The sequence below is a fragment of the Salinirubrum litoreum genome, from assembly GCF_020567425.1.
Classification (GTDB): Archaea; Halobacteriota; Halobacteria; order Halobacteriales; family Haloferacaceae; genus Salinirubrum; species Salinirubrum litoreum.
The window spans coordinates 446,473-471,692 of record NZ_JAJCVJ010000003.1 but is presented as its reverse complement, the minus strand read 5'-3'; the positions used below and the strand labels follow the sequence as shown (position 1 = coordinate 471,692).

Here is a 25,220-nt window from a genome sequence, read left to right as displayed (position 1 = left end):
GAGACCCTGTCAGTCGCCGCCTCGGTTCCACTTTCCGCGTGTGAGCGCGCATAGTCCATCCATAACAATGGGTATCAGGGGCGACCCTTCTGGCGTGACTGACGAACGCCCTGTTCATCGGCCGACGGTCTCGTCTACAGAACAGGTCCGCCGGATACTCTCCCTCGCACTGAGTCTGCTCGTCGTAACCTCGACGATGACGGTCGGTGGCGTCGGAGTCGCACTCGCGGACCACGCGGCGAACACGGAAGACGCCGCTCACTACTCTGTCTCCCAACCCGGCGTCTGTTACGTCGTCTCCCCGCTCGGGGACGGCACCGAGTCGGTTGAGGACTTCTACGACTACCGGAGCCCGACCACGGACCCCACCGGGCAGTTCAGTTCCTATGGGACACGTGACCTCCAAGTCGACAGCGAGTCCCAGTTGTTCCTCTACAACGGAACGAACGGCACCAGCCTCGTCTTCCTGCACGACAGGTTCGACGACGACACCGACCACGGCGGGACTGTGACGTTCAACGTCTCCGGGATCCCGTCCGAGGGCTTCCAAGACGTCGAGGACCAGGCCGCCATCGATCGCGGCGTCACGACACGCTGGGCGGTTGAGGACGATTTCTACTTCCAGCCGGAGTCCAATAACTTCCGTGACGACGTGGTTCGCCACGACCGGGACGCCGGCCGGTCACACTACCAATGGTTCTGGGCGAACGACCGGAACGACGGCGGGGCCATCGAAGGCTTCGAGGGTGCCGATCTCGGCGTCGTCCAGATTCAGCCGCAGTTCAACGGGGAGTCTGACTTCCCGCTGACCGAGGAGTTCGTCACCGAGGAGGGCTGGGAAGACGCCGACGGTGACGGTGACTACCTCGACGACAACAGCATCGAGAACTGGTTCGTCCGGGGTGTGGAGGGCTCGGCCGGTACCCTCGACATGAACCGGAACGTGACGATTACACGCGGGGGCTGTGACACTGATCCGCCAGCCGCCGATCTCTCGGCGACACAGAACGGCGACACGTTCACCTTCGACGCGACCGGGTCGACGGACAACGGGAGCGTCGTCGGCTATCTCTGGGACTTCGACGGTGACGGCGAGATCGACCGCGAGACCGAGAAGCCGGTCGTCCAACACGAGTACGTGGCATCCGGAACCTACGACGCGACCGTCACGGCGGTTGATCCCGGCGGGAACACCGACGAAGCGACCGTCACGGTGAACGCGCCCGGTGACACCGAGTCACCTACCGCGAGCCTCTCGGTGGAGTCGGCCGGCCAGCAGACGGTCCGGCTGAACGCCTCGGCGTCGACCGACGACAGCGGGATCGACGAGTACCAGTGGGACTTCCAGGGCGACGGCGAGGTCGACGAGACGACGACCGGCCCGACGATCACCACCGAGTACACCGACCCCGGACTGTTCGAGCCGACCGTAACGGTGACGGATGGGAACGGAAACACGGACACCGCGACAAGCACCCGCGACGTGGGGTTCGCCGAGTCGGGTGAGACGCTCGCGCTCGATCAGTGTACGCTGATCGTCGGCGAGGGCAGCTACGAACTGACGAGCGATCAGCCCGACCAGACGGTCGACTACTGTATCGAGATCACCACTAGCGACGTGAACTTCGACGGGAACGACCACTTGCTCGACTTCGACCGCGCGGCCGCCAACAGGGCGGGGACGTACGGCGTCTACGCGCACGGCACCGGCAACGGCGACCGGATCGGCAACGTCACAGTCACGAACGTCGAGACGAACGACTGGCTCGTCGGCGTCCACTACAGATTCCTCACCGGCGGCGAGATGCGGAACGTCACCGCCCGAGGGAGCATCGACGGCACGTGGGCCATCGAGGCCGACGAGGTGTTGATCGCCGACAGTCGTGCCGAGGACAACTCCCTCGGGTTCGCCCACCGGCAAGCGAGTGGCATCGTCCTCCGGAACAACACCGCAGTCGGCAACCTCTGGGGCTTCCACTTCGAGGAGGCCGTGACGGACGTGTCGATCTTCGACAGTCGATCGGTCGACAACGAACGGTACGACTACCTCCACTTCGTCTACGACGATCAGAGCCGGACCGCGAACATGCAGGCGGAGAACTTCACGCTCGGGCTGAACCGCGAGACGGTCTCCTTCAGTGAGGCACAGAACCTCGGTCTCGGTGGCCTCGAGCGGAACGATCTCTCGACGCAGCCACCGAACAACCAGACAATCGGTCGGCAACTGAAGGTCGTCGGGGCGGGCGGGGACGCCGGACGCGTCCTCGACCTGACTCTCACGTACGCGGACAGTGACGTGCCGCCGGTGACCGAGAGCACGCTGAACCTCCAGCGGTACGACCGACCCGGTGGTCAGTGGGAGTCGGTCGGTGACCCCTCGGGTGTCGACACGGCGGCGAACGAGGTGCTGATCCAGCAGTCCGGGAGCGCGCTGCCCAGCGGTCGGCAGTACTTCTACGCGCCCGTCGGCCAAGTTGAGGAGGACACCGAGGACCCGGTCGCCAGCTTCGACGCCCCCGAGAATCCCCGGACCGGCGAGGAGCTGACCTTCGACGCCTCCGCCTCCTCGGACGACGTGGGCATCGTTAGCTACGACTGGAGCTTCGGTGACGGCGGAAGCGGATCGGGTGTCGCACCGACGTACACCTACACGACGCCCGGTGTCTACAACGTCAGCTTGACCGTCACAGACTCGGCGGGCAACACCGACACGGTCGGCCAGATCGTCAACGTCGAAGAGGGGCTGTCGGCGAACGTCACTGCCAACACGACCCAACAGACGCTCGGCCAGCCAGTCGAGTTCAGCGGCACCGGGTCGACCGGTGCCATCGCGGAGTACCGGTGGGACTTCGACGGCGACGACACGACAGATCTGACGACGACCGACACGGCGGTCGTCGAACACACCTACGACGAGACCGGCACCTACGAGGCGACCCTCGCAGTCGTCGATTCGGACAACAACACCTCGTTCGACAGCGTGCAGGTGGAGATCGTCGACGAGAACGCGCCGCCGACCGCTCGGATCGACGCGCCGGAGAACGCGACGGTCGGCGAGTCGGTCAGTCTCGACGGACTCGGCTCGACCGATCCGAACGGGGACGACACGATCGCGAATTACACGTGGGACTACGGCGACGGGCAGACCGACACTGGCGTCACCGTGGGTCACACCTACGAGACCGCCGGCACGTACACGATCACGTTGACCGTCACCGACGACGCGGGCGCGTCGAACACCACGAGTCAGGTCATCGAAGTGACCGAAGCGGGCAACACGCCACCCACGGCGAACTTCACCGTATCCGCGAACCCGACCGTCGGCGACGACGTGCAGTTCGACGCCGCCGCCTCCTCAGACGTGGACGGCCAGATCGAGAGCTACGAGTGGGACTTCGGCGACGGCAACACCTCGACCGGCGAGACCGCGACGAACGTCTACGGTGGCTCGGGCACGTACACGGTCGAACTGACCGTCACCGACGACGACGGCGCGACGGACACCACGACTCGCGAGGTCACGGTGACGGAACCGGCCGAGGAACTGACCGCCAACGTCACCGCGGACCAGCAGACCGTCGAACTCGGGAACACGGTGACGTTCAACGCCTCCAGTTCGACCGGCGAGATCGAGAGCTACGAGTGGAACTTCGACGACGGGAACACGACGCAGACGGCCTCGCCGACCGTCCCGCACACCTACGAGGCGACCGGGCAGTACACCGTCACGCTGGTCGTCGTCGGCCAGAACGGTGGCTCGGCCACCGACGAGGTGACCGTCACCGTGCAGGACACGACAGATCCGGTCGCCGACTTCACCGCTGATCCGACCAGCGTGTCACTCGGCGGGACAGTCGAGTTCGACGCGGGCGCGTCGAGTGACGCCAGCGGGATCACCGACTACGAGTGGTCCTTCGGGGACAGTGCGACCGGTTCGGGCGAGGTGGTCGAACACACCTACACCACGCTCCCCGACGGCGGAACGTACCCGGTCACGTTGACGGTCACGGACGCGAACGGGAACACCGGCACCGTGACACAGGAGATCAGCGTCACCGACGACGAAGATCCGGTCGCTGAGATCGACGTGCCGACGACCCGGAAGACCGGCGAGACGTTCGTCGCGAACGGCTCCGGTTCCTCCGACAACGACGAGGTCGTCTCCTACGAGTGGGACTTCGACACGAGCGACGACACCGCGGTCGACGCGACCGGCGCGACTCCCGAGTTCGCCTACGAGACGGCCGGCACCTACGAGGTGCGACTGACCGTCGAGGACGCCAGCGGGAACACGGCCACGGCGACCGCGACGATCACTGTGGAGGAACGCGACGAGGACGACCCGATCGCCGATCTCACCGCCACGCCGAGCGAGGTCGGGATCGGCGAGACGATCACGCTCGACGCCTCGGGATCGTCGGACAACACGGCGATCACGGAGTACCGGTGGGACTTCGACGGCGACGGAACCGCCGAGGAGGCGACCACCGCATCGTCCATCGACACCAGTTACGACCGCGCTGGTCCCGTCACGGCGACCGTCACGGTCGTCGACGACGCGGGCAACACCGCGAACGACTCGGTGTCGATCACGGTCGTCGACCGGTCGATCCCGCAGGCCGAGTTCGACGCACCGGAGACGGTCGAGGCCGGGACGCAGGTCGCTGTCGACGCCTCGAACTCCAGCGACGCCGAGGGCATCACGAACTACGAGTGGACCTTCGGCGACGGCACGAGCGCCTCGGGAGAGACCGCGACGCACACCTACTCGGCGACCGGCACCTATCAGATCATCCTGACCGTGGAAGACGCCGACGGCAACAGCGACACGGCCCAACAGAGCGTCGAGGTGACCGACACCACGAAGCCGACCGCCGACCTCTACGCTCCCGACGAGGTGGACGAGGACGACCCCATCAGGATGAACGCGGGGAACTCGACCGACAACGGGCAGATCGCCGAGTACGAGTGGGACTTCGACGGCGACGGCCAGATCGACCGGACCACGGCGTCGGCGACCGTCCAGCACACCTACGAGTCGGACGGCGAGCAGAACGCGAGCGTCCGTGTCGTGGACACCGAGGGTAACGCCGCGACCGCCAACCGAACCATCTCCGTCCAGAACTCCGGTGGTGGCGGCGGCGGAGGCGGCGGTGGTGGCGGCGGCGGCGGTGGCGGCGGGAACGTCCCGAGCGCCAACGTCGGCTTCACCGGCCTGAACGCGACCGACGAGGTGTTCGTCGGCGACCCCTACGCCGTGACCGTCAACCTGCGGAACACCGGCGAGGTGCTCGGTAACGCCGACATCTCGGTGTTCGTCGACGGCGAGCGCGTCGATCAGCGACAGATCGGTGTCCCGACCGGCAACCGGCGGGCGATCGAGATCAGCCGCCAGTTCGACGAACCCGGCACCTACGACGTGGGCGTCCACGTCCGGACGAGCAGCGGCATCGGCACCGAGAACCAGACCGTGGTCGTCACCGAACGCCAACCCGACATCGGCGTCAGCTCGGTCGAGTTGAACCGCACGACGCTGTCGGCCGGCGGGTCGGTGCTCGTCACCGCGACGGTCGAGAACACCGGGACCGCCGAGGGCACCGAGGACGTGAGTCTGACCGTCTTCGGCGACGAGGTCGCGACCGAACAGATCGCACTCCAGGCCGGCGAGACGGCGACGGTGACGTTCGTCCAGCAGTTCAATGCGGTCGGCGAGTACGACGTGCTCGTCGGTGGCGAACGGGTGACTGTGACGGTCGAACCGGGCGACGACGGCGGCAGTGGTGCCGAGGACCCCGGCGAGGAGACGACCACGACGACACCCGGCTTCGGTGTGCTCGTCGCACTGCTCGCGCTCCTCGCGGCCGCACTGCTCGCGCGCAGGCGGTCGTAAGTCGGCGACAGCACCGACGGGCTCGGCGGCGGAAGCCGCCGACTGACTCGACCGTCGAACGCACTTTTCTCGCGTCGCGGCCGGTAGCTGAACTATAACGAAGCGGCTACGGCCAGTTTCGAGAGCTATGCAAGCAGTCGTCCTGTCAGCCGGGACCGGCACCCGGATGCGGCCGCTGACCGACACGATTCCGAAACCGATGCTCCCCGTGGCCGGGCGACCGATCTGCGGTCACGTCGCCCGCGACGCGGTGGCGGCCGGCGCGGACGAACTCGTCTTCGTCGTCGGCTACGAGGCACAGACGGTCCGCGACTACTTCGGCGGGGAGTACGAGGGCGTGCCGGTCAGCTACGTCGAACAGGAGCAGCGCCGAGGCACCGCCGACGCACTCCGGGTCGCCCGCGCGGAACTCGACGGCGACTTCGCGGTGTTGAACGGCGACAACCTCTACGACGCCGACTCCCTGCGTCGACTGTTCCAGTCTGGTCCCGCGGTGGGCGCGACCCGTGTCGCCGAACCGAGCAACTACGGCGTCCTCGACGTAGAAGACGGCGTGGTGACGGGCATCGTCGAGAAACCCGAGCACCCCCCTTCCTCGCTGGTCAACGCCGGCGCGTACGTCTTTCCCGAGGAAGCTGTCGACTGGCTCGACGTGGCAGAGAGCGACCGAGGCGAGTTCGAGATCACGGACGTCCTCGCGCGGGTGATCCGGGAACGCGCCGTGACACCAGTCGAGTTCGACCACTGGCTGGACGTGGGTCGCCCGTGGGAGTTGTTGGAGGCAAACGAGTGGAAGCTGGCAGAACAGGAGACACGGATCGACGGCGAGGTCGCGGAGGGTGCGACCCTCGCCGAGGGTGTCGTCGTCGAGGCGGGCGCGACGGTCCACTCGGGCGTCACCATCGCGGGACCGGCACGCATCTGTGCCGGAGCCGAGGTCGGCCCGAACGCCTACCTCCGGGGGGCGGTGTACGTCGGCCCCGGCGCGACGGTCGGTCACGCGGTCGAGGTGAAGAACAGCGTCGTCATGGCCGACGCCGCAGTGCCGCACCTCTCGTACGTCGGCGACAGTCTGCTCGCCCCCGACGTGAACCTCGGGGCGGGGACGAAAGTCGCGAACCTCCGGCACGACGACGCCGACGTGGAACTGACGGTGAAAGGCGAGCGCGTCTCGACCGGTCGCCGGAAGTTCGGTGCCGTGTTCGGGCCCGGCGCGAAGACCGGGATCAACACGAGCGTCAACGCTGGCGTCACCTTCTCGGCCGGCGCGACGAGCACGCCCGGCGAGACGGTGCTTCGGGACCGGTGACGGAGCGCCCGCACGATCACCGGTCCGGCGTGTGCCACCGTCGGTGAGCGACTCCGGGAGACCGGTGCCACGAGTCACAGAACCGGCCACAAGACCGATACCAGACGGAGTCGACCCCGCAAGTAATGTGCGACAAATCGTGTTGCTCCAACAACATCATCTCGGCGAGAACGGTATTTTCATATGCGATCACCGACCGAGTAGAAAAAGAAGTATGAGCCGAGGGCGGGCACTACCATCCGGGCGAGAGATCGAATACGACGACCGTCACGGCACCTACGCCGTCGAGTGGGGCGACGACGAGATCGACTCGATCCCGTACGCCATCGTCGAGTTGGTCGCCGCACTCGAAGACAGACAGCCGACCGAGGTCGTGCCGCTGGGAGAGTACGTCGACACCGACGCGCTCGAACGACTGTTCGAACCGAGCGCGCGGAACGGCCACCCCGTCGGGACGGTCAAGTTCGAGTACGCGGGCTACACCGTCACGGTCCACGACGGGCGGATCACCGCCTCACCGATCTCGACGATAGAGTAAGTCTGCCGCGTCTCTCGGGGGTGAACAATCCACCCACAGTTTTATTTCGTTGGTCGTGCTACTTCTGCACACGCGCCCAGCGCGTAGCCCGCCCCTGGACGGTCGTGTGGCAACAATCTTTCACGGGTGGGCTTCCAGTCTGTCCCTGCCGACACTGTGCCCGACCACTGGCGAGACTACCCTCCCGGCCTCCGACGAGAATCACGCTTCGAGCGCCTCACCCGTGAGGATGTCACCCGCACGAGCGAGCAGTTCGTCGGCACGGTCGGCGGTCGGGGCTTCGGCCGTGATCCGGATCAGCGGTTGCGTCCCACTCGCCCGGATCAGGAACCAGCCGTCGTCTACCGCGACCCGGACGCCGTCCATCGTCTGCACGTCGTCGAACTCGGCGGTGACCCGCGCCTGGACACGCTCCATCGTGGACTCCTTGTGGTCGGTCTCGACCTTCTCCCGGCGGAGCGTGTAGCCACCGAAGTCGGCCGTCAACTCGGAGAGACGACCGCGTGTGGCGACGAGTTCGACGAGTTTGACCGCCGCGAGTGGGCCGTCCGGACACAGCGTCTCGTCGGGCCAGATCCACGCGCCGCTGGGTTCGCCGCCGAACACCACGTCCGGGTCGGTCGCCGTCTCCGCGATGTACACGTCGCCGACGCGGGTGCGTTCGACGCTCCCACCGTGTCTCGCGACGACCTCGTCCACGAGCAGACTCGTGTTCAGGGGCACGGCGATGCGTTTGCCGGGGGAGACTGCCTCGCCAGCGAACAGCGCGAGCAGTGCGTCACCCGAGAGGAAGGTGCCGTCCTCGGCGACCGCCATCATCCGGTCGGCGTCCCCGTCGTGGGCGATCCCGAGGTCGGCGTCGGTCCCGGCGACTGTCGCTTGCAGCGCGGTACAGGTCTCGGCGGTCGGTTCGCTCTCTCGGCCGGGGAACCGGCCGTCCTCCTGTGCGTTCAGCGTCGTGACGTGACAGCCGAGTCGAGTGAGAGCCTCGACCGTGACGCCGCCGGCCCCGTGACCCACGTCGACGACGACCGAGAGGTCTTCCGGGTTCGGTACGCCCACGGCGTCCAGGAGGGCCTCCACGTGGCGTTCTTCGGCCTCGGTGTCGGTCCGCTGAGAGCCGGCCTCGTCCCACGGGACCAGCGAGAAGGCACAGGCGTTGACGCCCTGGATCAGCGAACGGCGGCGCTCGGTATCGAACGCGCGGCCGTCGGCACCCCAGAACTTCAGACCGTTGTCGGCGGGCGGGTTGTGCGAGGCGGTGATCGAGACCCCGGCGTCCGCGCCGAGCCACCCGACGTTGCGGGCGATCGTCGGCGTCGAGGCGACGCCGACGCGGATCACGTCGACGCCGGACTCCCGAAGCCCGGCGGCGAGGGCGTCTTCGAGGAACTCGCCGGTGGCGCGTGTGTCACGGCCGACGACGACCGTCTCTGCGTTGGTACTGCCGAGTCCGCGACCGAGTCGGAGGGCTAGATCGGAGGTGACGATGTCACCGACGGGACCCCGGATACCGCTGGTTCCGAACATACCTCGTCTCCGACCCGAACGCGGTTTAGTATATCATGCCTAAACCGATGAACGACACGAACAGTCCGGAACGAGACACGATCCGGCCGCTCCGCTCGGCGTCTAGTGCGTGTGAGCAGCCGACACACAGCGTCGGGGGTATAAGACCCGCGTTAACCAGCTACAGGCGAAAGAAACGCCAGCCTGCAGCGAGATAGCGTCTGACGTAGTCGCTCAATAACCAAGTAGCGCTACCCGAACTGTAGGAGTGACCCTCGTGCGACACGGCAGTGGCGTTCGGGGGTTGTAGCGCTCGCAACGCGGTCCGCACTTCCCGTGGGTACCGCGTGACCGAGATCACGAGACCTTCGGCACGGCCCCACGTTCTCGGTCGACGAGTCGAGACGGCCGCGACCCGGACGGCCGTCTTCTACGGAGACATGACCGACGAGTGGTTCGTCCGGCGAGAACGAGCGTTCTGTCGAACAGGGAGCAAGGGCGAGCGTTCAGGCGTAGCCCAGGTGTTCCAACCGACTAATCGCATCGTCACTGACGTCCGTCTGCTTGTGTTCCAAGTCGATCGATCGAATGTCCACTTTCTCGTCGAGTCTGTCGCGGTCCGTGTCGGTGAGTTCATCCGTTCGACCGTGTCGCTGGAACCGGTAACCGTCTGCGTCCGCGATCCCGAAAAGCGGCGTGTCCCGTCGTTCGTACTCCGTCGTATCCACCCCGTAGCTCTCCGCCTGGTCGAAGAGCCACGGCAGGACACCGTGATATTCGGTCACGACCGCACGGTCGTTCGGTGCGTCCTCTCCGAGGAGGTCGTAACCACGGCCGAGCGGTTGGATGTCCGTGAACTCGGCCACGGTCGCGGGGACGTCCAGCAGCGAGACAGGTCGGTCGACGGTTCTGTCGGAGACCCCGTCATACCAGACGTGGCATGGGACGTGGACGAGTTCCGGAAAGAGACCGTAGCCGTGGTTCCACCAGCCACCCTCACCCAACATCTCACCGTGGTCCGCGACCGTGATCACACAGTCGAACTGCTCGGTGAGCGACGTGAACAGTCGTTCGTACTCACTGGCGAGATACTGAACGACCTCCCCGTACGCGTCGACGATACGGTCTCTGTCGATCGTCTCCGGGAGGAACGACTGTGAAACGACCACGTCGACCGGTTCGTCCAGGCCGAAGTCCTGCCCCGACCAGTAAGGGGTGTGTGCTTCCATCAAGTTTACGTAGAGGAACTCGTTCCCGTCACCGAAAGAAGTCTCTGCCAGCCGACGACGTACCTTGGGCGAGTCGTTCTCGGTGTGTCGTTCAGTTACGTGTCGTCGAGCCATGTCGAACATCGAAGGGACCGTTGCGGCGTCACTCCGGAGGCACTCAAGTCCCGCCCGAGCGTACTTCCGGAGTCCAGTGGCGTCGATATCGGCGAGTGCCTCGGTCCAGTTGAACAGATCGTCTGCGGCAGGGTCGAGGTTCTGTGGCCCACGAAGCTCGTCGAACCCACGCCTCCACCCAGGATTGATGTTCAGTTGGACATTGGTGGTCCACATTCGTGTTCGGTACCCCGCCGCCGAGAGTGCTTCGGCTAGCGTCGAGTTGGGAGTATCGAGTGCCGTCGATTTTGCGTGGGCCTGCACCTCGGATGGGGAGTACCCGGTGAACAGGGATGCGTGAGCTGGGATCGTCCAGTGAGACGGCGAATAACAGTTGGTGAAGGTCACCCCGTCAAGAAAGCCGAACTCCGACTCGAAGGCATCGTACCGGAGCGTGTCGAGAACGATCAACGCAACGTTTCTGGACATAGAATGTTAGCTCTGCTGTCATTACTAAGTTAGTCACAGGATACTCACCCTAAAGAAAGCTTCAATAACCCGTTGAGAGAGCCGACGTCGTTCGCCGAGCGACTACAGCGACGACTCGAAGACGTCTGCGAGTTCCTGGCGGACCAACTCGCGCATCGCGTCGGCTCTGGCTTCCCGGCGCGTGCGCTCGTCGAGATAGTTGCGCTCGGAGACGCCCGCGTCACGGCTCCCCTGGGCGTCTGCGACCGCCGCCGTCCCGGCGTCGATAGTCGGCCGTTGCTGGCGGTAGAGGCGGTACCACGTGCGTCTGCCCATCTTCGGGAGCGGGTGACTCCCGTCGATTTGCACGCCCGCCTCCTCACCCAACTGGCGGAGCCAGCGCCGGGCCGTCGCGGTCGAGATGGGGCGACCGACAGACTGGCCGGGGAGCAGGTAACCGGTCCACCCCGCCCGATCAGAGAGCCGGGCGATACGCCGTTCGACCGCCTCCCGCCCCACGAGCAGTTCGACCGTGTTCCGCGTGCGCCGGGCGTTCTTTCGCTCGCCGGGCGCGAACTCGATGTACGGCACGTCGCCCGCCTCGGGCGAGAGGACCAACTGCTCGACGTGGAGTTCACAGGCCTCGACCGGCCGGAGGCCCCACCCGGCGAGCGCGAGGAGCAGGAATCGCTGGGCGTCGTCGGCGACCGCGAGCATCGCCTCGATGTCGGCGGGCGACAGCGCGGGGTGGTCGTAGATCGGGGTCTCGTCCCACCCGAAGCGGCGCGTGAGGTTCTCGGCCGGGTTGTAGATCGCCCGACCCATCTCGACACAGAACGTGTACCAGTTCGACACCGCCGAGACGTACTTCTTCTTCGAGGCGAGCGTCCCCAACTCGTCGTCGAGCACCCGGAAGGTGTCGCGGACGCGGGCGATCTCGTCGGGTCTGGCCGACTCGTCGAGCAGTGGCGAGAGCAGGTCGTCGGTGTCGTTCACGTCGCGGTAGGTGGTCACGTAGGTCCGCAGGCGGGAGCGTCGCGGGCCGACCGTGGTCTCCGCGCGGCCGCGATCACGCCGGAGTTCCTCGAGGTAGTCGTCCAGCGCCTGCACGGTCGGGGTGTGAGCGAGTCCCCAGTCGCTGTCGGCGGACTCGTCCGTCTCACTCCCGTCGCCGGTCGCCGGCGGCAGGCCGACCGCGTCGTAGAACTCGCCGGGAGAGCAGTCGTGGTCCCGGCGGAGTCGTTCGACGAACCCAGAGAAGTTCGACTTCAGCCACGCGTACGTCGGGGTGTCGACCTCCGGATCGGGCGCGTCGGGGTCGGCCCGCATCGCGGGGGCGATCTCCTCGCGGTAGCAGGCGGCGAAGTCGTCGAGGTCCTCGAAGTGGGCGTAGCGTGGCATGGGTCGTCGCGAGTGTCGTCAGAAGCGTGGCCCCGATCCGGTATGTAGGTTTGGGCAGTGGGTCAGGAGGCAAGATCGAACCAGTCGACTCGGGCGAATCGGGCGAATCGCCCGATTCGACCCGCGTTCAGTCCGCGTCGATCTCGGCGACGTACTCCCTGATCACGTCGTCGTCGAGGGCGTCGAGGAGGTGTCGTTGGCCCTCACACTCCCGCCGGTCGCGTTCGTCGGCGGTGATCCCCCGGTCGAGAAACGCCGTCTTCAGGTCGTCTCGAACCTCGGCGAGCGTCTCGTCGTCCATCTCGTCCGGTGCGCCGGGGGCGATCTCGCGGTCGAACCAGCCGTCGACGTTCTCGTGCCACTCCTCGCCGCCGTACCGGTCGGCGTCTACCACCCAGTCGACGTAGATGTCGCCGATCTCGGCCCAGTAGCGGTCGGTCAGATCGTCGCGGATCAGGGAGAGCGCGGCGCGGGCACCGTCGCCCGCGTTGGTCACCGCCTGATGGACCGATTCGTCGGTGAGCCAGCCACCGGCGTACAGTCCCTCGATCGGGGTTCGCCCGGCGTCCGTGTCGAGAAACTCGTGGTCGCTGTCCGAGTCGTCGGCGTCTGCCGTCCGGAGGTCCTCCGCGAACGCCGAGAGGTAGTCACCGTCGTACGCACTCGCCGCGAGCACGTGGGTGGTCACGATTTCACGGCCCTCCTGTGTGGAGATCACGAAGCCGTCGTCGTGTGGCTCGACCGACTCGATCATGTCGTCGTCGACCGTCGCTCCCTCGTGTTCGGCCTGTGTCTCGCCCAGCGCGAGAAACCGCTCCGGGCTGATCCCGCCGGGAAAACCGAGGTAGTTCTCCAGGTGGGCACACTGATGGATCGCCGACTTCCCCCGAGCCAGCACCAGCGTTTCGAGTCCGTAGCGCGCGAGGAACACCGCCGCCGAGAGTCCGGCCGTGCCGCCACCGGCCACGACCACGTCCCAGTCGGGTCGGCTGTCCGGGTCGGTCGCTGGCGTCTCCTCTGGGAGTGTGGACATCTACAGATCCCCCGAGACGACCTCGGCGACACGTGCGCGGTCGAACAGTCGGTCGGCCTCGGGCACTGGCTCCATCCCGGTCGGCTCGCCGAACGCCTCCGGGTACAGCGCCTTCGCCAACTGCTCGGTGTTGAACAGGTTGATCACCGGGCCCTGCTCGAACTCGTGGTGCGGGTAGACGCGCCCCTCGCGGATCGCCGTCACCTCGCCCGCGACCGGGTCGTTCTGCAGGGGTTCGACGATGTCGGCCTCGAAGCTCGTCTCCGTATCCCGGACGATGTTCATGCCGGCGTGGTAGACGACGATCTCCGGGTCGACCTCCAGCAGCAGTTCGTAGTCACCCCGGATGAAGTTGCTGTCGGACGGGTACTGGCCGGCGAAGGCGTCGTGACTCGGGAGGTCGAGATCGCGGATCGGTTTGGTCTGGTAGCCCGGAACAGTCGGGTCGCGGACGAACACCGTCTCGCCGTTGTCCCAGTAGTTGGTGTTGAGATACGCGACGGTCGGGCGCTCCTCGGCCGGCGGGAGTTCGGCGGTGATGTCGGCGACGAGTTCGTCGTGGAGTTCCCGGAAGGCGTCGCCGCGTGCCTGTGTCTGGAACACCTCGGCGTACCTGTCGAGGCCCTCGTAGAGTCCGTAGTACGGGTGGCCGTCGGTGTAGTCCGGCCGGCGCATCCAACTCCCGTGGAACGGGGCGACGCTCGTCTCCAGTTCGGCGAGGTCGGACTCGTCCAGCCCGAAGTACTCCATCGCCGGGTGGTGACCCACGAGGTGGATGTCCACGTCGAGTTGGTAGAACAGTTCCTTGTCGGGCGTGCCCTCTTCTGCCAGCGCGGTCACGTCCGAGAGGTCGACCGAGACGCCCGGAAGCCGGTCGTAGTACTCGGTGGGGAACGTCGACGGGAAGCCGGCGGCGACGAGGCCGTCGGCCTGCCCCAGCGAGAGCATCATGTCGACCGGACCCTGGTGATAGGCCACGAACGTCTCGGGAACCGAGTCGAGCGTGTGACAGCCGTTCGGCTCCATACAGACCTCGTAGCTGGTCTCGGTCTCGGTTCCGCTCTCCGTCTCGGTCGCCGTGTCGGTCTCGGTGTCCGTGGTCGTCTGCGATGCTGTTGACTCGGTCCCGGAGTCGGTGTCGCCGGTACAGCCAGCGAGCAGGCCGGAGAGTGCGAGGGCACTGCCGTAGCCGAGGTACTGTCTGCGGGTCGGTACGTCGGTCGTGTCGGTGTCGTCGGCGTCGTGTTCGTGCATCGTCGGTTCGGTGTCTTCGTCGGGTGGGTCGCGGCGGTCGTCCGTCGCCGGTTCCGGTGCTGTCGTCGGTCAGACTCAGGCGTCGCCAGAGACGATCTCGGCGACACGCTCGCGGTCGAACAGTCGCTCCTCGGGCGGAATCTCGGGGTACGCGCCCCCGTCGTAGTCGGGCCACGCGCCGAACTGCTCGGGGTAGAGCTGTTTCGCGGTCATCTCCAGTTGGAACAGGTTCATCAGGGGTCCCTGGAGCGGGTTGCCGGAGGGGTAGACGCGGTCGGTTTCGACCGCCGTCAACTGCCCGCCGATCGGGTGCTCCGCCAGCGTCTGGCGAATCTCGTTCACGTCGTAGTACGAGGCGACCCCGAACCGGTGGAGGATCACCTCCGGATCGATCTCCAGCATCGTCTCGAAGTCGTAGGCCGACTCGTAGGAGACGTCACCCGACGTGAAGGCGTCCGGTGCGCCGAGCGGTCGGACGTGCGCGTTCGCGAAGCCCGGCGTGTCGCTCCGGAAGGGGTAGAACGTCTCGTCCACGTAGATCACCGACGCGACCGTCGGGCGGTCGTCCTCGGGCGGGAGGTCACTCTCGATCCGAGTCAGGAGGTCGTCGTGGACCGCGCGAAGTTGCTCGTATCGCTGCCGCTCCTGAAACACCTCGGCGACCGTCTCGGCGAGTTCCCAGAGGGTGTAGTAGTCGTAGTCGCCCGCGTAGGGTGCCGGCGGTTCGGTGTTGTTTCTGCTGTAGACGTTGCCGAACCACGGCGCGACCTCCTCCTCGATGGTCTCCACGTCGGAGACGCTCCAGTCGTCGAACGAGACGACGAGCGCGGGGTCGACGAGGTGGAGGTCGCTGTCGAGTTCGTAGAACAGTTCCCGGTCGACCGTCAGGTTCCCCGATCCGGTGTTGAGCTGTGCCAACCCCTCACGGTCGAAGGAGACGCCGTCGAGTCGGCCGTAGTACGCGTCGAGAGTGTTGCCGCCTGCTTCGGCGCTGAACCCGAGCGAGTTCACCGCGTCGCCGTGGCCGTACGCGACGGCCATGTCCGCGTAGAGCAGGCTGTACACCATCACGTTCGACGGTGGCTCCGTGAACTGGACGGTGCCGGCGGGCGACAGCGTGACCGAGTACGACTCGTTCGTCTCGGTGTCCGCCTCGGTCGCAGTCTCGGTCGGTGTCTCGGTCTCCGAGTCGGAGGGCGATTCTGTCGGCGGTTCGGTCGGCTCTTCAGACGCGCCGGTACACCCGGCGAGCAGTCCGCCGCCCGCCAGTGCCGCGCCGTACCGCAGATAGGCGCGGCGTGTCGGGGCGTCGTGATCGGCTCTCTGTCTCGACATACGTTTTAGGCTCACCTAAAGGTATAAGCGACTTTCGAATTTTAGGCGGGCCTAAATATCGACAGTTCGACACGGGAACGTCGAGAGGGGGCGTCGTAGTCGGGTGCGACTGGCTACAGGTCGCCTGCGAGGATGTCTCGGACCCGTTCCCGGTCGAACAACTGCTCCGACTCCGGCACGTCCAGTGGCGCGTCGAGGTCGAGCACGCCGAACTCGTCGGGGTAGAACAGTCGGGCGGTGAGTTCGGTCTGGAAGGCGTTGACGAGTGGTCCCTGTTCGGCGGTCGGTCCCGGAAGCACTCGGTCCTCCGCGACGGCGGTCAGTTGGCTTCCGACGTCGTGGGACGCCATCGGGTCGACGAACTGTTCGCGGAACTGGGTCGCGTCGAAGGCCCCGTCACCGCCGAAGGTCACCGATCCCGTGGTGATCCCCCAGTGGACGAGGATCAGGTCCGGATCGACCTCTAACATCGTCTCGTAGTCGGTCAGGCCGTACTGGCCCGTCTCGATGCCCGCGAAGCCGTCCGCGTCCACGAGTCCGAGATCACGGTACGGTTTCATCTCGTAGCCGTCGTCCGCCAGCGACAGGACGTAGAACTCGCCGTCGCCGGGTGCGGATCCGCCGTTGATCAGCGCGATCGACGGTGGGTCGGGGTCGGCCGGGAGTCGATCGTCGATCCGGGCCTGGAGATCCGCGTGGAGTTCGAGCCACGCGTCGGTGCGGGCGCGTTCGTCGAAGACAGTCCCCACGGCGTCGAACGACTCCAGCATGGTCGGGGCCTGTTCCGGGTAGCCGAGGTCCAGTTGCCACTCGCCACGGATGCGTCGGTTGTAACAGCCGAAGAAGGGGGCGACGGTCGATTCGATCTCCGCAGTGTCGCTCTCGTCCCAGTTGTCGTCCCACGCTTCGAGCAGGTTCGGATCGAGCAGAAACAGGTCGGAGTCGAGTTCGTAGAACACCTCTTTCGAGAAACCGCCGTCCTGCCACAGCGCCGGGTAGCCGGCCTCGTAGTCGATGTCGAACCGGTCGTAGAACAGCGTCGGCGCGGTGAGTCGGTTCGTCCGGAGCCTGTCTGCGTGGCCGAGCGCGACGACCATGTCGGCCCAACCCATGTTGTAGGTCGTCACGGAGTCCGGAGGATCTGTGAACTCACGGCATCCGACGGGGAACAGACACGCCTCGCGGGCCTGGCCACTGCTCGTCGTCTCCGTCGTGGTCCCGGGTTCGTCTGTCCGGGGAGTCTCCGTCTGTTCCGGTACCGGATCCGCCTCGCCCGCACAGCCAGCGAACAGCCCCGCGCCTGCGAGGGCCGCACCGTACCGCAGATACGTTCGTCGTGTCGGATCGTCGTGATCGTCCGTCTCTCTCGGCATACACTTTTTAGGCCTCCCTAAAACTATAAGCCGCTTTCGAAATTTAGGCGGGCCAAAACCTCTCTCGGCTTACAGACCAGTGATCGCCCGACTCGGCTTCTGAGGTGAAGAACCGGTTCCGAGGCGAGGATCGAGCAGGTCGGTCGACTACTCGACGTTCGGTGCGTCCTCGTCCGTCCGACCGGGGAGTTCCAGTTCGATCTCCAGTTCCGGCTCCCCGACGCCCTCGTAGTCGATCTCGAGTTCGACCGGTTCCCCGAACGCGAAGGGGAGCTCCCACTCGTCGGTCGAGATGGTGAGTTCGTCGCCGTCGCGCAGTTGTTCGCCGAGTGCGATCAGGAACTCCCCCGCCTCGCTCGCGTCGAGTCGGTACTCCTGCTCGAAGTCGCGGCCGCTTCTGATGAGGGTCTTCTCTGTCTCGTCGTGTTCTCCGGACATAGTTCCCCGTTCGGCTGGCGAGAGAAAACCCTCTCGGAACTCGAAGCCCGATTGGGAATAGAGACCGTCTAAAATTTGTAAAAAGTGTAGAATTCGTGGAGTTTCGGGGAGAGAGCGTCTGACGAACATTTATACTGGATCGCGGTGCAGTGTGTCGTACGCAGACCATGATTTGTAGACAGCTCACACGGTTCAAAAATTGTAGAATTTGTGAGCGACGCAGGGGGCGTCACACGTGAGTCGTGCGGTGAGCGTCTCCCTCCAGAAGGGTGGGGTCGGCAAGACCACGCTGGCGATCAACCTCGCGGACGCACTGGTCGCGCGGGGGAACGACGTCCTGCTGGTGGACCTCGACCAGCAGGGGAACGCGACCGAAGGCGTCGGCATGAGCGACGTGTACGAGTCCGGATCACCACACGTCGGCGACGTACTGACCGACACCGATCCGGTGGACGTGCGCGAAGTGATCCGGGAACGACCGGCCCAGGGGGACGGCGAGACGTTCGACGTGCTCCCGGCGAACGTCGATCTGGATCAGGCCGAAGACAAGATCCGGAACTCGACGTTCGGGATGCTGTGGGTCCAGCGCCGGATCGTCGACCCACTGGTCGGCGACGAGTACGACTACCTCGTCATGGACTCCCCGCCGAACCTCGGCCCGTTGTCCGACGCGGCACTGATCGGGTCCCAGCACGTGATCGTGCCACTGCTGATGAGCGAACCGAGCGTCAGCGGCTTCGAGCGGATGTGGAGCCACCAGATTCAACCCATCAGAAACGAGGTCGATCTGGACTTGCTGGCCATCGTCCCGAACGATCTGACGGGGAACAACGAGGAGCGCCGGATCATCGAGGATCTGGAAGACTCGCCGTTCGCCGAGTTCTTACCGGAGTTCGCGCGGTCGGTGGAGTTCGACGAACCGGCGAGTGCCGGCCCGGGAATCCGCCACCGGATCGCCTTCAGCAGGGCGTGGCGCGACGGACAGACGCTCAGAGAGTACGACCCCGACAACGACATGCTCGACAGACTGGACGAACTCGCACGGATCGTAGAGAACGGTGGGACGACAACCCGACCGCCCGGAGGGAGTGACTGATGCCGGACGACAACCGCTTCGCCGGGATCGGCGAGCAGTTGGACGACCCCGAGCAAGTGGAAGACGTGTCCGGATCGGACGACGCCACCGCCACGGATGCGACCGCCGGCGGAGACGGGACCGATACGTCCGAGTCGACAGAGGAGACGGAGGCCGATCGCGCCGGGGGACCGGCGTTCGCCTTCGACGAAACGAGCGCGAAGAGTCTCTACGTGCGCGACGGAACGCTCGAACTGTTCGAAGACACCGAGTTCGGCGTAGAGGCGGCGCTTCGCTCGGAACACGGGATCAGGGACCTGACGAGCCGTGAGTTCCACGACGCGGTCGTCCACGTCGCGGCCGAACACGTCGACGAGATCGCAGCACAGATCGACGCCGAACGGGCAGACGAGGAGTGACCGACTCCACAGGCGACGACTGCGCGATCTCTTCGCCCGCACTGCGATTGTCTCGTCGAGACGCTCGAACGCTTTTCGAGGGTCACTTCTCGTCGTCTGTCAGGTCGGTGATCTCGAAGTCGTCGACAGATCGGCCCTGCCGAACGATCTTCTCGCTGACCATCAGCTTCTCTCTGCGGTCCAGTCGGTCCCAGTCGAACTCGTCGGGCGGCGACTCCTCGAAGGCCCGGAACTGATCGAGGATCGTCCCGTTGACCAGTCGCTCGAAGGAGTCGCAGACCTCACACGTGACCGAGAGGAACGCCACGTCGAACCCTCGAGAGACGCTGAACTCGTGACAGTTCAGACACTCGTAGCTGTAGTCGCTCACACGAACTGTTCGGCCCGGAGGTGAAAGAGCGCGTCGGTCGCGGCATCGTCACTCGGTCCCGAAGTGGTGAGCGGTCACGACACACTCGGCCGACGGTTCGACCGGCATCGCGTCCGACAGTTCGACCGGCATCGCGTCCGACAGTTCGACCGGCATCTCGTCCGATCGTTCGGTCGGTATTCTCCGAGTCGGAGCCGAATCTTCTTTGTCGCCACGGTTCTTCCCGACGACTATGGCGAGCAGAGCGACCGTCACCTGTCCCGACTGCGCGCTTCACGAGACGTTCGACAGGTTGGCTGCTGCCCGGTCGCTGATCGAGACCCACCGCGAGGAGACCGATCACGAAGCGATCTGGGAGTTGGGCCGGCTGAGTTCGGGTGTCGAACGCGCCGGCGACGAGGCAGGTGTCTGCGGTCGCCCGGAGTGTGCGACCGACTCGCCGCTCTCGGACGTCCCGAACACGGTGACCGACGAGTAGCGAGTAAACCGAGGTCGCTTCTGCACTCGTTTCAGCGCCTGAAGCCGACGGTTACTGCGGACAGGGTGGTGTTCGACGAGGACCGAGCGTCAACAGCCGAGAGGAGGACTCTACCGAGTTACACCGGACACGGTGGTGTCGGGGTGAGGTGTCACCAGCGGTTTTGCCGAGTGCCGGAGTCGGCAGTGAGCCTGGCGACCGGGAGACCGTTCGAACGTCGGCCGAGAGGGCACCGAGGTACACCACCATGTCCGGAGAAAACTGCGCTCCCTGCCGGGGCAGATCGTCGTTCGTCGACGAGAGCGCGCAGTGGTCGTCACCGACTCTCGGGAGCGAAGTCGGAGAGGTCCGTGTCGCCGTGGTCGAGTTCGTCGTCCACGAGAAATCGCTTGACCGACTGGTGGATGCCGACCTCCCGGACCGTGTCTTCGATGGCGTCGAGCAACAGATCGACGTCCATGTCGATTGCGTACTCGCGGTAGGTCCCGCCGCGTCGGCCCTCGTTGCGTTCGGTCACCGAGACGATGCCGAGCATCGCCAGTTCGGAGAGGTGATCGCGCATCCGACGCGGGACGAGTGGATCACGGTCGGCCATCTCGGTGAACCGGGTGTATCGCGGCCGCACGTCGCGTGATCGGACCGGGGCCTCGCCCTCCAGATCGAGTGTCAGGAGTGCGTAGAGCACGAGATGTCCGTGTTGAGTCAGCCCGGTGATCCCCTCCTTGATGCGGCCGCGCTCGAGTTCCCGGCGACCGCGCTCGACGTGATCTTCGGTGACCGTCTGGGTGTCTTCGTCGCGCGCGAGGTCCCCGGCTTTCATCAGCAGGTCGATCGACTGCCGGGCGTCACCGGCGTCTTTCGCACCGTAGGCGGCACACAGCGGGATGACACCCGGTTCGAGCACGTCCTCGTGGAACGCGACCGAGACACGCTGTTCGAGGATCATCTGCAGATCGGAGGCGTCGTACGCCGGGAAGTGGATCTCCTGTTCACACAGCGACGATCTGACCTTCGGCGAGAGGTCCTCCCGGAACGAGAAGTCGTTCGAGATACCGATGATCCCGATCTTCGCCTCGGAGAGGTTGTCGTTCGCGCGGGCACGCGGGAGTTGATAGAGGATCGAGTCGTCTTCGACGTGGTCCACCTCGTCGAGGACGACGAGAACGGTCCCCCCACAGTCGTCGAGTTCCGTCCACAGCATCTCGTAGACGCTCGCACGCGGATAGCCGGTCGTGCTGATCCGGCTTCCCTCGTCGCGGAACTCGTTGACGAGTCGCGTGGCAATCTGGTACGAAGAGGTGAGACCGTCGCAGTTCATCGTGACGACCGTCAGATTGATGTCGTCGTACTGGGCGGCGTCGGCTTCGAGATGCGTGAGGAGATATCGCGTCGCGGCGGTCTTGCCGACCCCGGTCTTCCCGTACAGAAAGACGTTGTTCGGTTGCTCGCCGTTGATCACTGGTTGGAGGGCGGTGCGGTAGGTCGCGAGTTCGTCGTCTCGTCCGACCAACTCCTCCGGCTGGTAGTCCTCGCGGAGGGCGTCGCGGTCCCGGTAGATTTCGGTGTCGCGCTCGAAGAGTCCCATCGGCTACTCGGGCGTCACGTGTGCCCCACGTCACATAAAACCACCGTGTCCGGAGTGTCCGGAGTGTCCGCCGTTCTCCGCATTTATAAGTAAACCGGCGAGGGGCGACACCACTACGTCCGCTGTTCGGGGATGACGAAACGACGTGTGTCGACGATGTGTGTCGGGCGACACCTACGCGTCTACCGGTCTCGGTGTCGGTGTGGCCGTGACCAGACTCGGGGGAACACTCCGACGTGCACCACTCGTTCGGCCACAGACGCTATTGCCGTGAACGCCCGTCGAGGTCAGAAACCCGACCTCGGACGGCTCCGAGCACTGAGCTCTGAGTCGTCTGGGAGACCACAATATTCGTCGCCACACCACTCCGTCCGCTGTTCTCCCGGCACTCCATCCGCCGTTCTCCCGGAGAGCCTGCAGGAGGTCGGCAGGCCGTCGTGGTGGAAGTTGGAGGGCCGCTGGGCGATAGATCGGTGGTCGGAGAGGCGACGGTCACGGCTCCGGGGTCGACAGTCGAGAGTCGACGTCGGAGTCAATGGTTGAGAGTTGGGAGTTGAGAGTTGAGGGTCGAGGGTCACGAGTCGAAGGTCGAAGGTCGAGGCTCGAGAGTCACGGGTCGGCGGACTGTTGACTGGAGTCGGGCACCGGGAGTCCCGTCCGTCAGACACCACCGTGTCCGCAGTTCTTGCGGGCGAACACCACGATGTCCGCTGTTCTGCTCATATATAAAATAAGCACGAAACAGCCGGGGACACACTCCCCCCACTGTGTCCGCTGTTCTCGGCTCCAAGAACACCACCCCCTGTCTGCTCCGGGGAATATTGCCTATATTACTACCGCCACCTTTATTACTTACCGATGCGAGTTAGTCCGTACGGCACTAGTGTGGTGTTTTTTTGACTCGTTCACGGGTCAAAAGAACGTCTGGCCGACCCCCCTCCCCGTTCCTCGCGACGGAACCGCGGACAAAGTGGGGGGAGAGTGTGGTCGGCCTTCCTCTCGTCCCTCGTGTAACTGCTACTCCCGTGTCTAACCGTCTCTTCTCGACTGTTTCCACAGAATCGACTCCGGCTGGTCCACTGCTGAACCACCCGAACACCACGATGTCCGCTGTTCTCCCCCGAACGTGTCACTAGAACGGCGGACACGGTGGGGTGTTCGTCTCGGCAACTTCCTCGTGTTCAGTCGAGGAGATCGGTTGAATCGATCCCATCCTGCGAGAGTGATGAAACCGCTCTCACCGGTATGAATGTGTGAACCGTTCTCACCCACTGGTACTAGGCGGTTTCTGCGACAGGTCACTTCGGCAACCGGATCAGATCCGCCCGACCGGCCTCCAACTGGCCCGATAGCACCCCACCGTGTCCGCTGTTCCGACGACCGACACCGGAACTGCGGACATCGTGGTGTGTCCACCGGTCGCACCGACCGAGCAACTCCCGAGCGAAGTCAGTGAGAACACCGAATTCACCATCTGAGGCGGATCAACATTCGAGACGGTCCGCAATCGAGACGGTTCACATCCGAGACGGTCCGCAATCGAGACGGTTCACATCCGAGACGGTCCGCAATCGAGACGGTTCACATCCGAGACGAGCCACCATCTGAGACAGTGCGCGTTCGAGACGGTCCGTCGACACGACCGAGAACCAGTCCAGATACTTCTCCGAGAGGACTGTCGAATCTCGATCTCTCCCTCCAGACGACTCTCCGACACCGATCACCGACGCAACACCACGATGTCCGCTGTTTCCGGGTGCTTCGGGGCTTCGAAGCCGTAGTGAGCGGGAGTTAGCGCACGCGATCAGCGCGCGAGAACTCCGGACATGGTGGTGTTCCAGGGGCTGTGAGCAGAGGACGAGGCTGGGTTCCAGATGGCTCTGACCTGAGGGTGAAGTTGGGTTTCATAGACTCTTCGAGGACGGCAAACGACCTGTGGACTCAGGGTTTCACGAGGACTTTGATCGCGTCGCGTTCGTCCATCGCGCGGTAGCCCTCCGGCACGCCGTCGAGATCGACCGTCTTCGTGAACACCGGGGACGGGTCGAGCGTCCCCTGGAGTACGTCGGCCATCAACTCTTCGGCGTAGGCACGGACGGGCGCGACGCCACCGCTCAGTGTGACGTTGTCGGAGAAGAACGGCCCGAGGTCGAGACCGTCGCCCATCCCGTGCGGGACGCCGACGTAGCCGACGGTCCCGCCGGGGCGGGCGATACCGGCCGCCGTCTCCATCGCCGAGCTGGCACCGACCGCCTCCAGCACGTGGTTCACGCCGCCGCCGGTCAACTCCCGGACCTCTTCGATCGCCTCCTCTCCGCGCGCCGTCACGACGTCGGTCGCGCCGAACTCCTCCGCGATCGCTAGTCGATCCTCGTGGTGACCGAGCGCGATGATACGCTCTGCACCGAGTCGACGGGCCGCGAGCACGCCACACAGTCCGACCGCACCGTCGCCGACGACCGCACAGGTCGCCCCGGCTTCGACACCCGCGTTCACGGCGGCGTGGTGCCCGGTGCCCATCACGTCCGTCAGCGGGAGGAGCGACCGAAGCGTTTCCTCGTCGTCGGCGTGGCGGTCCGGCACGCGGACCAGCGTCCCGTCGGCTTCGGGACACCGGACGTACTCGCTCTGAGCCCCGCCGTTCTCACCGCCCCAGCCGTCGCCGTTCACACAGGAGGTGTGGAGTCCCTTCCGACAGAACTCACAGCGGCCACAACTGACGAGAAACGGAGCGGAGGCACGGTCGCCCTGCTCGACCGACACGACGTCCTCGCCGACCTCCTCGACGATACCCATCGGCTCGTGGCCGACGCGAGAGGGGACGTCGCGGTCGCTCTCACCGCGATAGAACCAGAGGTCGGAGCCGCAGATCGCGGTGTGTGTCACGCGCACGATGGCACCCTTCGAGGACTCCAATTCGGGATCGGGAACCGACTCGACCCGGATGTCGCCCGGTCCGTGGTAAGTCGCAGCTCGCATATCGACACAGGCGGACGCTCGCCGCAAAAAGCCTCACGTCGCGGCACACCAGAACGCCTCACGTCGCGGCACACCAGAACGCCTCACCTCGCGGCACACCAAAACAGCTCATCTCGCGGCACGCCAGTCTCGGAAGCCAGCGCCGAACCGTCGGCGTTTTGTCGACAGTCGTCACAGCTACCGACATGAGCGACGACGAGCCGAGAGTCCCGATCGTCTGCACCGACTGCGGGACCGACGCCCGGATTCCACTCGACGACGTGGCCGACAAACTGGACGCACACAACGACCGTCACCACGACGGCGAGGAGGTCGCCACGGTCGATCCGGACCTCGCCGACCAACTGGCGAACCTCGTCGTCGAGGACATGGGACTGCTCGACGAGGAGTGAGACAGTCCGCGAGTGAGGCAAACAACGAACACACTTCGGCCGAAAAAGAAAC

18 protein-coding genes are annotated in these 25,220 nt (G+C 65.4%); 7 read left to right on the top strand and 11 right to left on the bottom strand.

Going from position 1 to position 25,220, the window contains the following annotated elements; all coding sequences use genetic code 11:
- Window positions 1–196: 196 nt before the first annotated feature.
- The 3 genes from LI337_RS18060 (at window position 197) to LI337_RS18050 (ending at window position 7,737) form a co-directional block, all read left to right on the top strand.
- Window positions 197–5,890, top strand: coding sequence for a PKD domain-containing protein (locus LI337_RS18060; protein WP_227231319.1), 5,694 nt, complete (start codon window positions 197–199; stop codon window positions 5,888–5,890).
- Between the two features lie 127 nt (window positions 5,891–6,017).
- Window positions 6,018–7,199 (top strand): bifunctional sugar-1-phosphate nucleotidylyltransferase/acetyltransferase, encoded by a 1,182-nt coding sequence (gene glmU / locus LI337_RS18055; protein ID WP_227231318.1) that lies wholly within the window; start codon window positions 6,018–6,020, stop codon window positions 7,197–7,199.
- A 214-nt stretch (window positions 7,200–7,413) separates the two neighbouring features.
- Complete coding sequence (locus tag LI337_RS18050) at window positions 7,414–7,737, top strand: HalOD1 output domain-containing protein (RefSeq protein ID WP_227231317.1); 324 nt, start codon at window positions 7,414–7,416, stop codon at window positions 7,735–7,737.
- 201 nt (window positions 7,738–7,938) lie between these two features.
- Here LI337_RS18050 and glmM read toward each other — a convergent pair whose 3' ends face one another.
- The 8 genes from glmM to LI337_RS18010 form a co-directional block, all read right to left on the bottom strand.
- Window positions 7,939–9,267 carry a phosphoglucosamine mutase gene (gene glmM / locus LI337_RS18045; RefSeq protein WP_227231316.1) on the bottom strand — a complete coding sequence of 443 codons (1,329 nt, stop codon included), beginning with the start codon at window positions 9,265–9,267 and terminating at the stop codon, window positions 7,939–7,941.
- Between the two features lie 485 nt (window positions 9,268–9,752).
- Window positions 9,753–11,057: a sulfatase-like hydrolase/transferase gene (locus LI337_RS18040; protein ID WP_227231315.1), complete on the bottom strand. Its 1,305-nt coding sequence runs from the start codon at window positions 11,055–11,057 to the stop codon at window positions 9,753–9,755.
- Window positions 11,058–11,159: 102 nt separating this feature from the next.
- A complete protein-coding gene (locus LI337_RS18035; protein ID WP_227231314.1) occupies window positions 11,160–12,437 on the bottom strand; it encodes a tyrosine-type recombinase/integrase in 1,278 nt (425 codons plus the stop codon).
- A 127-nt stretch (window positions 12,438–12,564) separates the two neighbouring features.
- Entirely contained in the window at window positions 12,565–13,470 is a 906-nt protein-coding gene (locus tag LI337_RS18030; protein WP_227231313.1) for an NAD(P)/FAD-dependent oxidoreductase, read from the bottom strand.
- The gene (locus LI337_RS18025; protein ID WP_227231312.1) at window positions 13,471–14,724 is read right to left on the bottom strand and encodes an ABC transporter substrate-binding protein; all 1,254 of its coding nucleotides are present in this window, start codon (window positions 14,722–14,724) and stop codon (window positions 13,471–13,473) included.
- A 75-nt stretch (window positions 14,725–14,799) separates the two neighbouring features.
- Window positions 14,800–16,059, bottom strand: a complete 1,260-nt coding sequence (locus tag LI337_RS18020) for an ABC transporter substrate-binding protein (RefSeq protein ID WP_227231311.1) — start codon at window positions 16,057–16,059, stop codon at window positions 14,800–14,802.
- A 113-nt stretch (window positions 16,060–16,172) separates the two neighbouring features.
- Window positions 16,173–17,432, bottom strand: coding sequence for an ABC transporter substrate-binding protein (locus tag LI337_RS18015; RefSeq protein WP_227231310.1), 1,260 nt, complete (start codon window positions 17,430–17,432; stop codon window positions 16,173–16,175).
- Between the two features lie 147 nt (window positions 17,433–17,579).
- Window positions 17,580–17,870 (bottom strand): amphi-Trp domain-containing protein, encoded by a 291-nt coding sequence (locus LI337_RS18010; RefSeq protein WP_227231309.1) that lies wholly within the window; start codon window positions 17,868–17,870, stop codon window positions 17,580–17,582.
- Between the two features lie 235 nt (window positions 17,871–18,105).
- Here LI337_RS18010 and LI337_RS18005 point away from each other — a divergent pair, with 235 nt between their 5' ends.
- A complete protein-coding gene (locus LI337_RS18005; RefSeq protein WP_227231308.1) occupies window positions 18,106–18,966 on the top strand; it encodes a ParA family protein in 861 nt (286 codons plus the stop codon).
- Complete coding sequence (locus tag LI337_RS18000; protein ID WP_227231307.1) at window positions 18,966–19,364, top strand: DUF7970 domain-containing protein; 399 nt, start codon at window positions 18,966–18,968, stop codon at window positions 19,362–19,364. Before LI337_RS18005 ends, LI337_RS18000 begins: the two co-directional genes overlap by 1 nt.
- Window positions 19,365–19,446: 82 nt before the next feature.
- Here LI337_RS18000 and LI337_RS17995 read toward each other — a convergent pair whose 3' ends face one another.
- Window positions 19,447–19,734 carry a hypothetical protein gene (locus tag LI337_RS17995; RefSeq protein WP_227231306.1) on the bottom strand — a complete coding sequence of 96 codons (288 nt, stop codon included), beginning with the start codon at window positions 19,732–19,734 and terminating at the stop codon, window positions 19,447–19,449.
- 232 nt (window positions 19,735–19,966) lie between these two features.
- On the opposite strand from LI337_RS17995, the gene LI337_RS17990 reads away from it, so the two are divergent.
- Entirely contained in the window at window positions 19,967–20,212 is a 246-nt protein-coding gene (locus tag LI337_RS17990; RefSeq protein ID WP_227231305.1) for a DUF7542 family protein, read from the top strand.
- Between the two features lie 316 nt (window positions 20,213–20,528).
- Here LI337_RS17990 and LI337_RS17985 read toward each other — a convergent pair whose 3' ends face one another.
- Window positions 20,529–21,797, bottom strand: coding sequence for a Cdc6/Cdc18 family protein (locus tag LI337_RS17985; protein ID WP_227231304.1), 1,269 nt, complete (start codon window positions 21,795–21,797; stop codon window positions 20,529–20,531).
- Window positions 21,798–23,738: 1,941 nt separating this feature from the next.
- Window positions 23,739–24,776, bottom strand: coding sequence for a zinc-dependent alcohol dehydrogenase family protein (locus tag LI337_RS17980; RefSeq protein WP_227231303.1), 1,038 nt, complete (start codon window positions 24,774–24,776; stop codon window positions 23,739–23,741).
- A 185-nt stretch (window positions 24,777–24,961) separates the two neighbouring features.
- Between LI337_RS17980 and LI337_RS17975 the strand changes: the two genes are divergently transcribed.
- The gene (locus LI337_RS17975) at window positions 24,962–25,168 is read left to right on the top strand and encodes a DUF8149 family protein (RefSeq protein WP_227231302.1); all 207 of its coding nucleotides are present in this window, start codon (window positions 24,962–24,964) and stop codon (window positions 25,166–25,168) included.
- The last annotated feature ends 52 nt before the right edge of the window (window positions 25,169–25,220 follow it).

Bases quoted from the DNA above. Each gene is read 5' to 3' on its own strand.
- LI337_RS18060 (WP_227231319.1), top strand. From the start codon at position 197: ATGACGGTCGGTGGCGTCGGAGTCGCACTCGCGGACCACGCGGCGAAC.
- glmU (WP_227231318.1), top strand. From the start codon at position 6,018: ATGCAAGCAGTCGTCCTGTCAGCCGGGACCGGCACCCGGATGCGGCCG.
- LI337_RS18050 (WP_227231317.1), top strand. From the start codon at position 7,414: ATGAGCCGAGGGCGGGCACTACCATCCGGGCGAGAGATCGAATACGAC.
- glmM (WP_227231316.1), bottom strand. From the start codon at position 9,267: ATGTTCGGAACCAGCGGTATCCGGGGTCCCGTCGGTGACATCGTCACC.
- LI337_RS18040 (WP_227231315.1), bottom strand. From the start codon at position 11,057: ATGTCCAGAAACGTTGCGTTGATCGTTCTCGACACGCTCCGGTACGAT.
- LI337_RS18035 (WP_227231314.1), bottom strand. From the start codon at position 12,437: ATGCCACGCTACGCCCACTTCGAGGACCTCGACGACTTCGCCGCCTGC.
- LI337_RS18030 (WP_227231313.1), bottom strand. From the start codon at position 13,470: ATGTCCACACTCCCAGAGGAGACGCCAGCGACCGACCCGGACAGCCGA.
- LI337_RS18025 (WP_227231312.1), bottom strand. From the start codon at position 14,724: ATGCACGAACACGACGCCGACGACACCGACACGACCGACGTACCGACC.
- LI337_RS18020 (WP_227231311.1), bottom strand. From the start codon at position 16,059: ATGTCGAGACAGAGAGCCGATCACGACGCCCCGACACGCCGCGCCTAT.
- LI337_RS18015 (WP_227231310.1), bottom strand. From the start codon at position 17,432: ATGCCGAGAGAGACGGACGATCACGACGATCCGACACGACGAACGTAT.
- LI337_RS18010 (WP_227231309.1), bottom strand. From the start codon at position 17,870: ATGTCCGGAGAACACGACGAGACAGAGAAGACCCTCATCAGAAGCGGC.
- LI337_RS18000 (WP_227231307.1), top strand. From the start codon at position 18,966: ATGCCGGACGACAACCGCTTCGCCGGGATCGGCGAGCAGTTGGACGAC.
- LI337_RS17990 (WP_227231305.1), top strand. From the start codon at position 19,967: ATGGCGAGCAGAGCGACCGTCACCTGTCCCGACTGCGCGCTTCACGAG.
- LI337_RS17985 (WP_227231304.1), bottom strand. From the start codon at position 21,797: ATGGGACTCTTCGAGCGCGACACCGAAATCTACCGGGACCGCGACGCC.
- LI337_RS17980 (WP_227231303.1), bottom strand. From the start codon at position 24,776: ATGCGAGCTGCGACTTACCACGGACCGGGCGACATCCGGGTCGAGTCG.
- LI337_RS17975 (WP_227231302.1), top strand. From the start codon at position 24,962: ATGAGCGACGACGAGCCGAGAGTCCCGATCGTCTGCACCGACTGCGGG.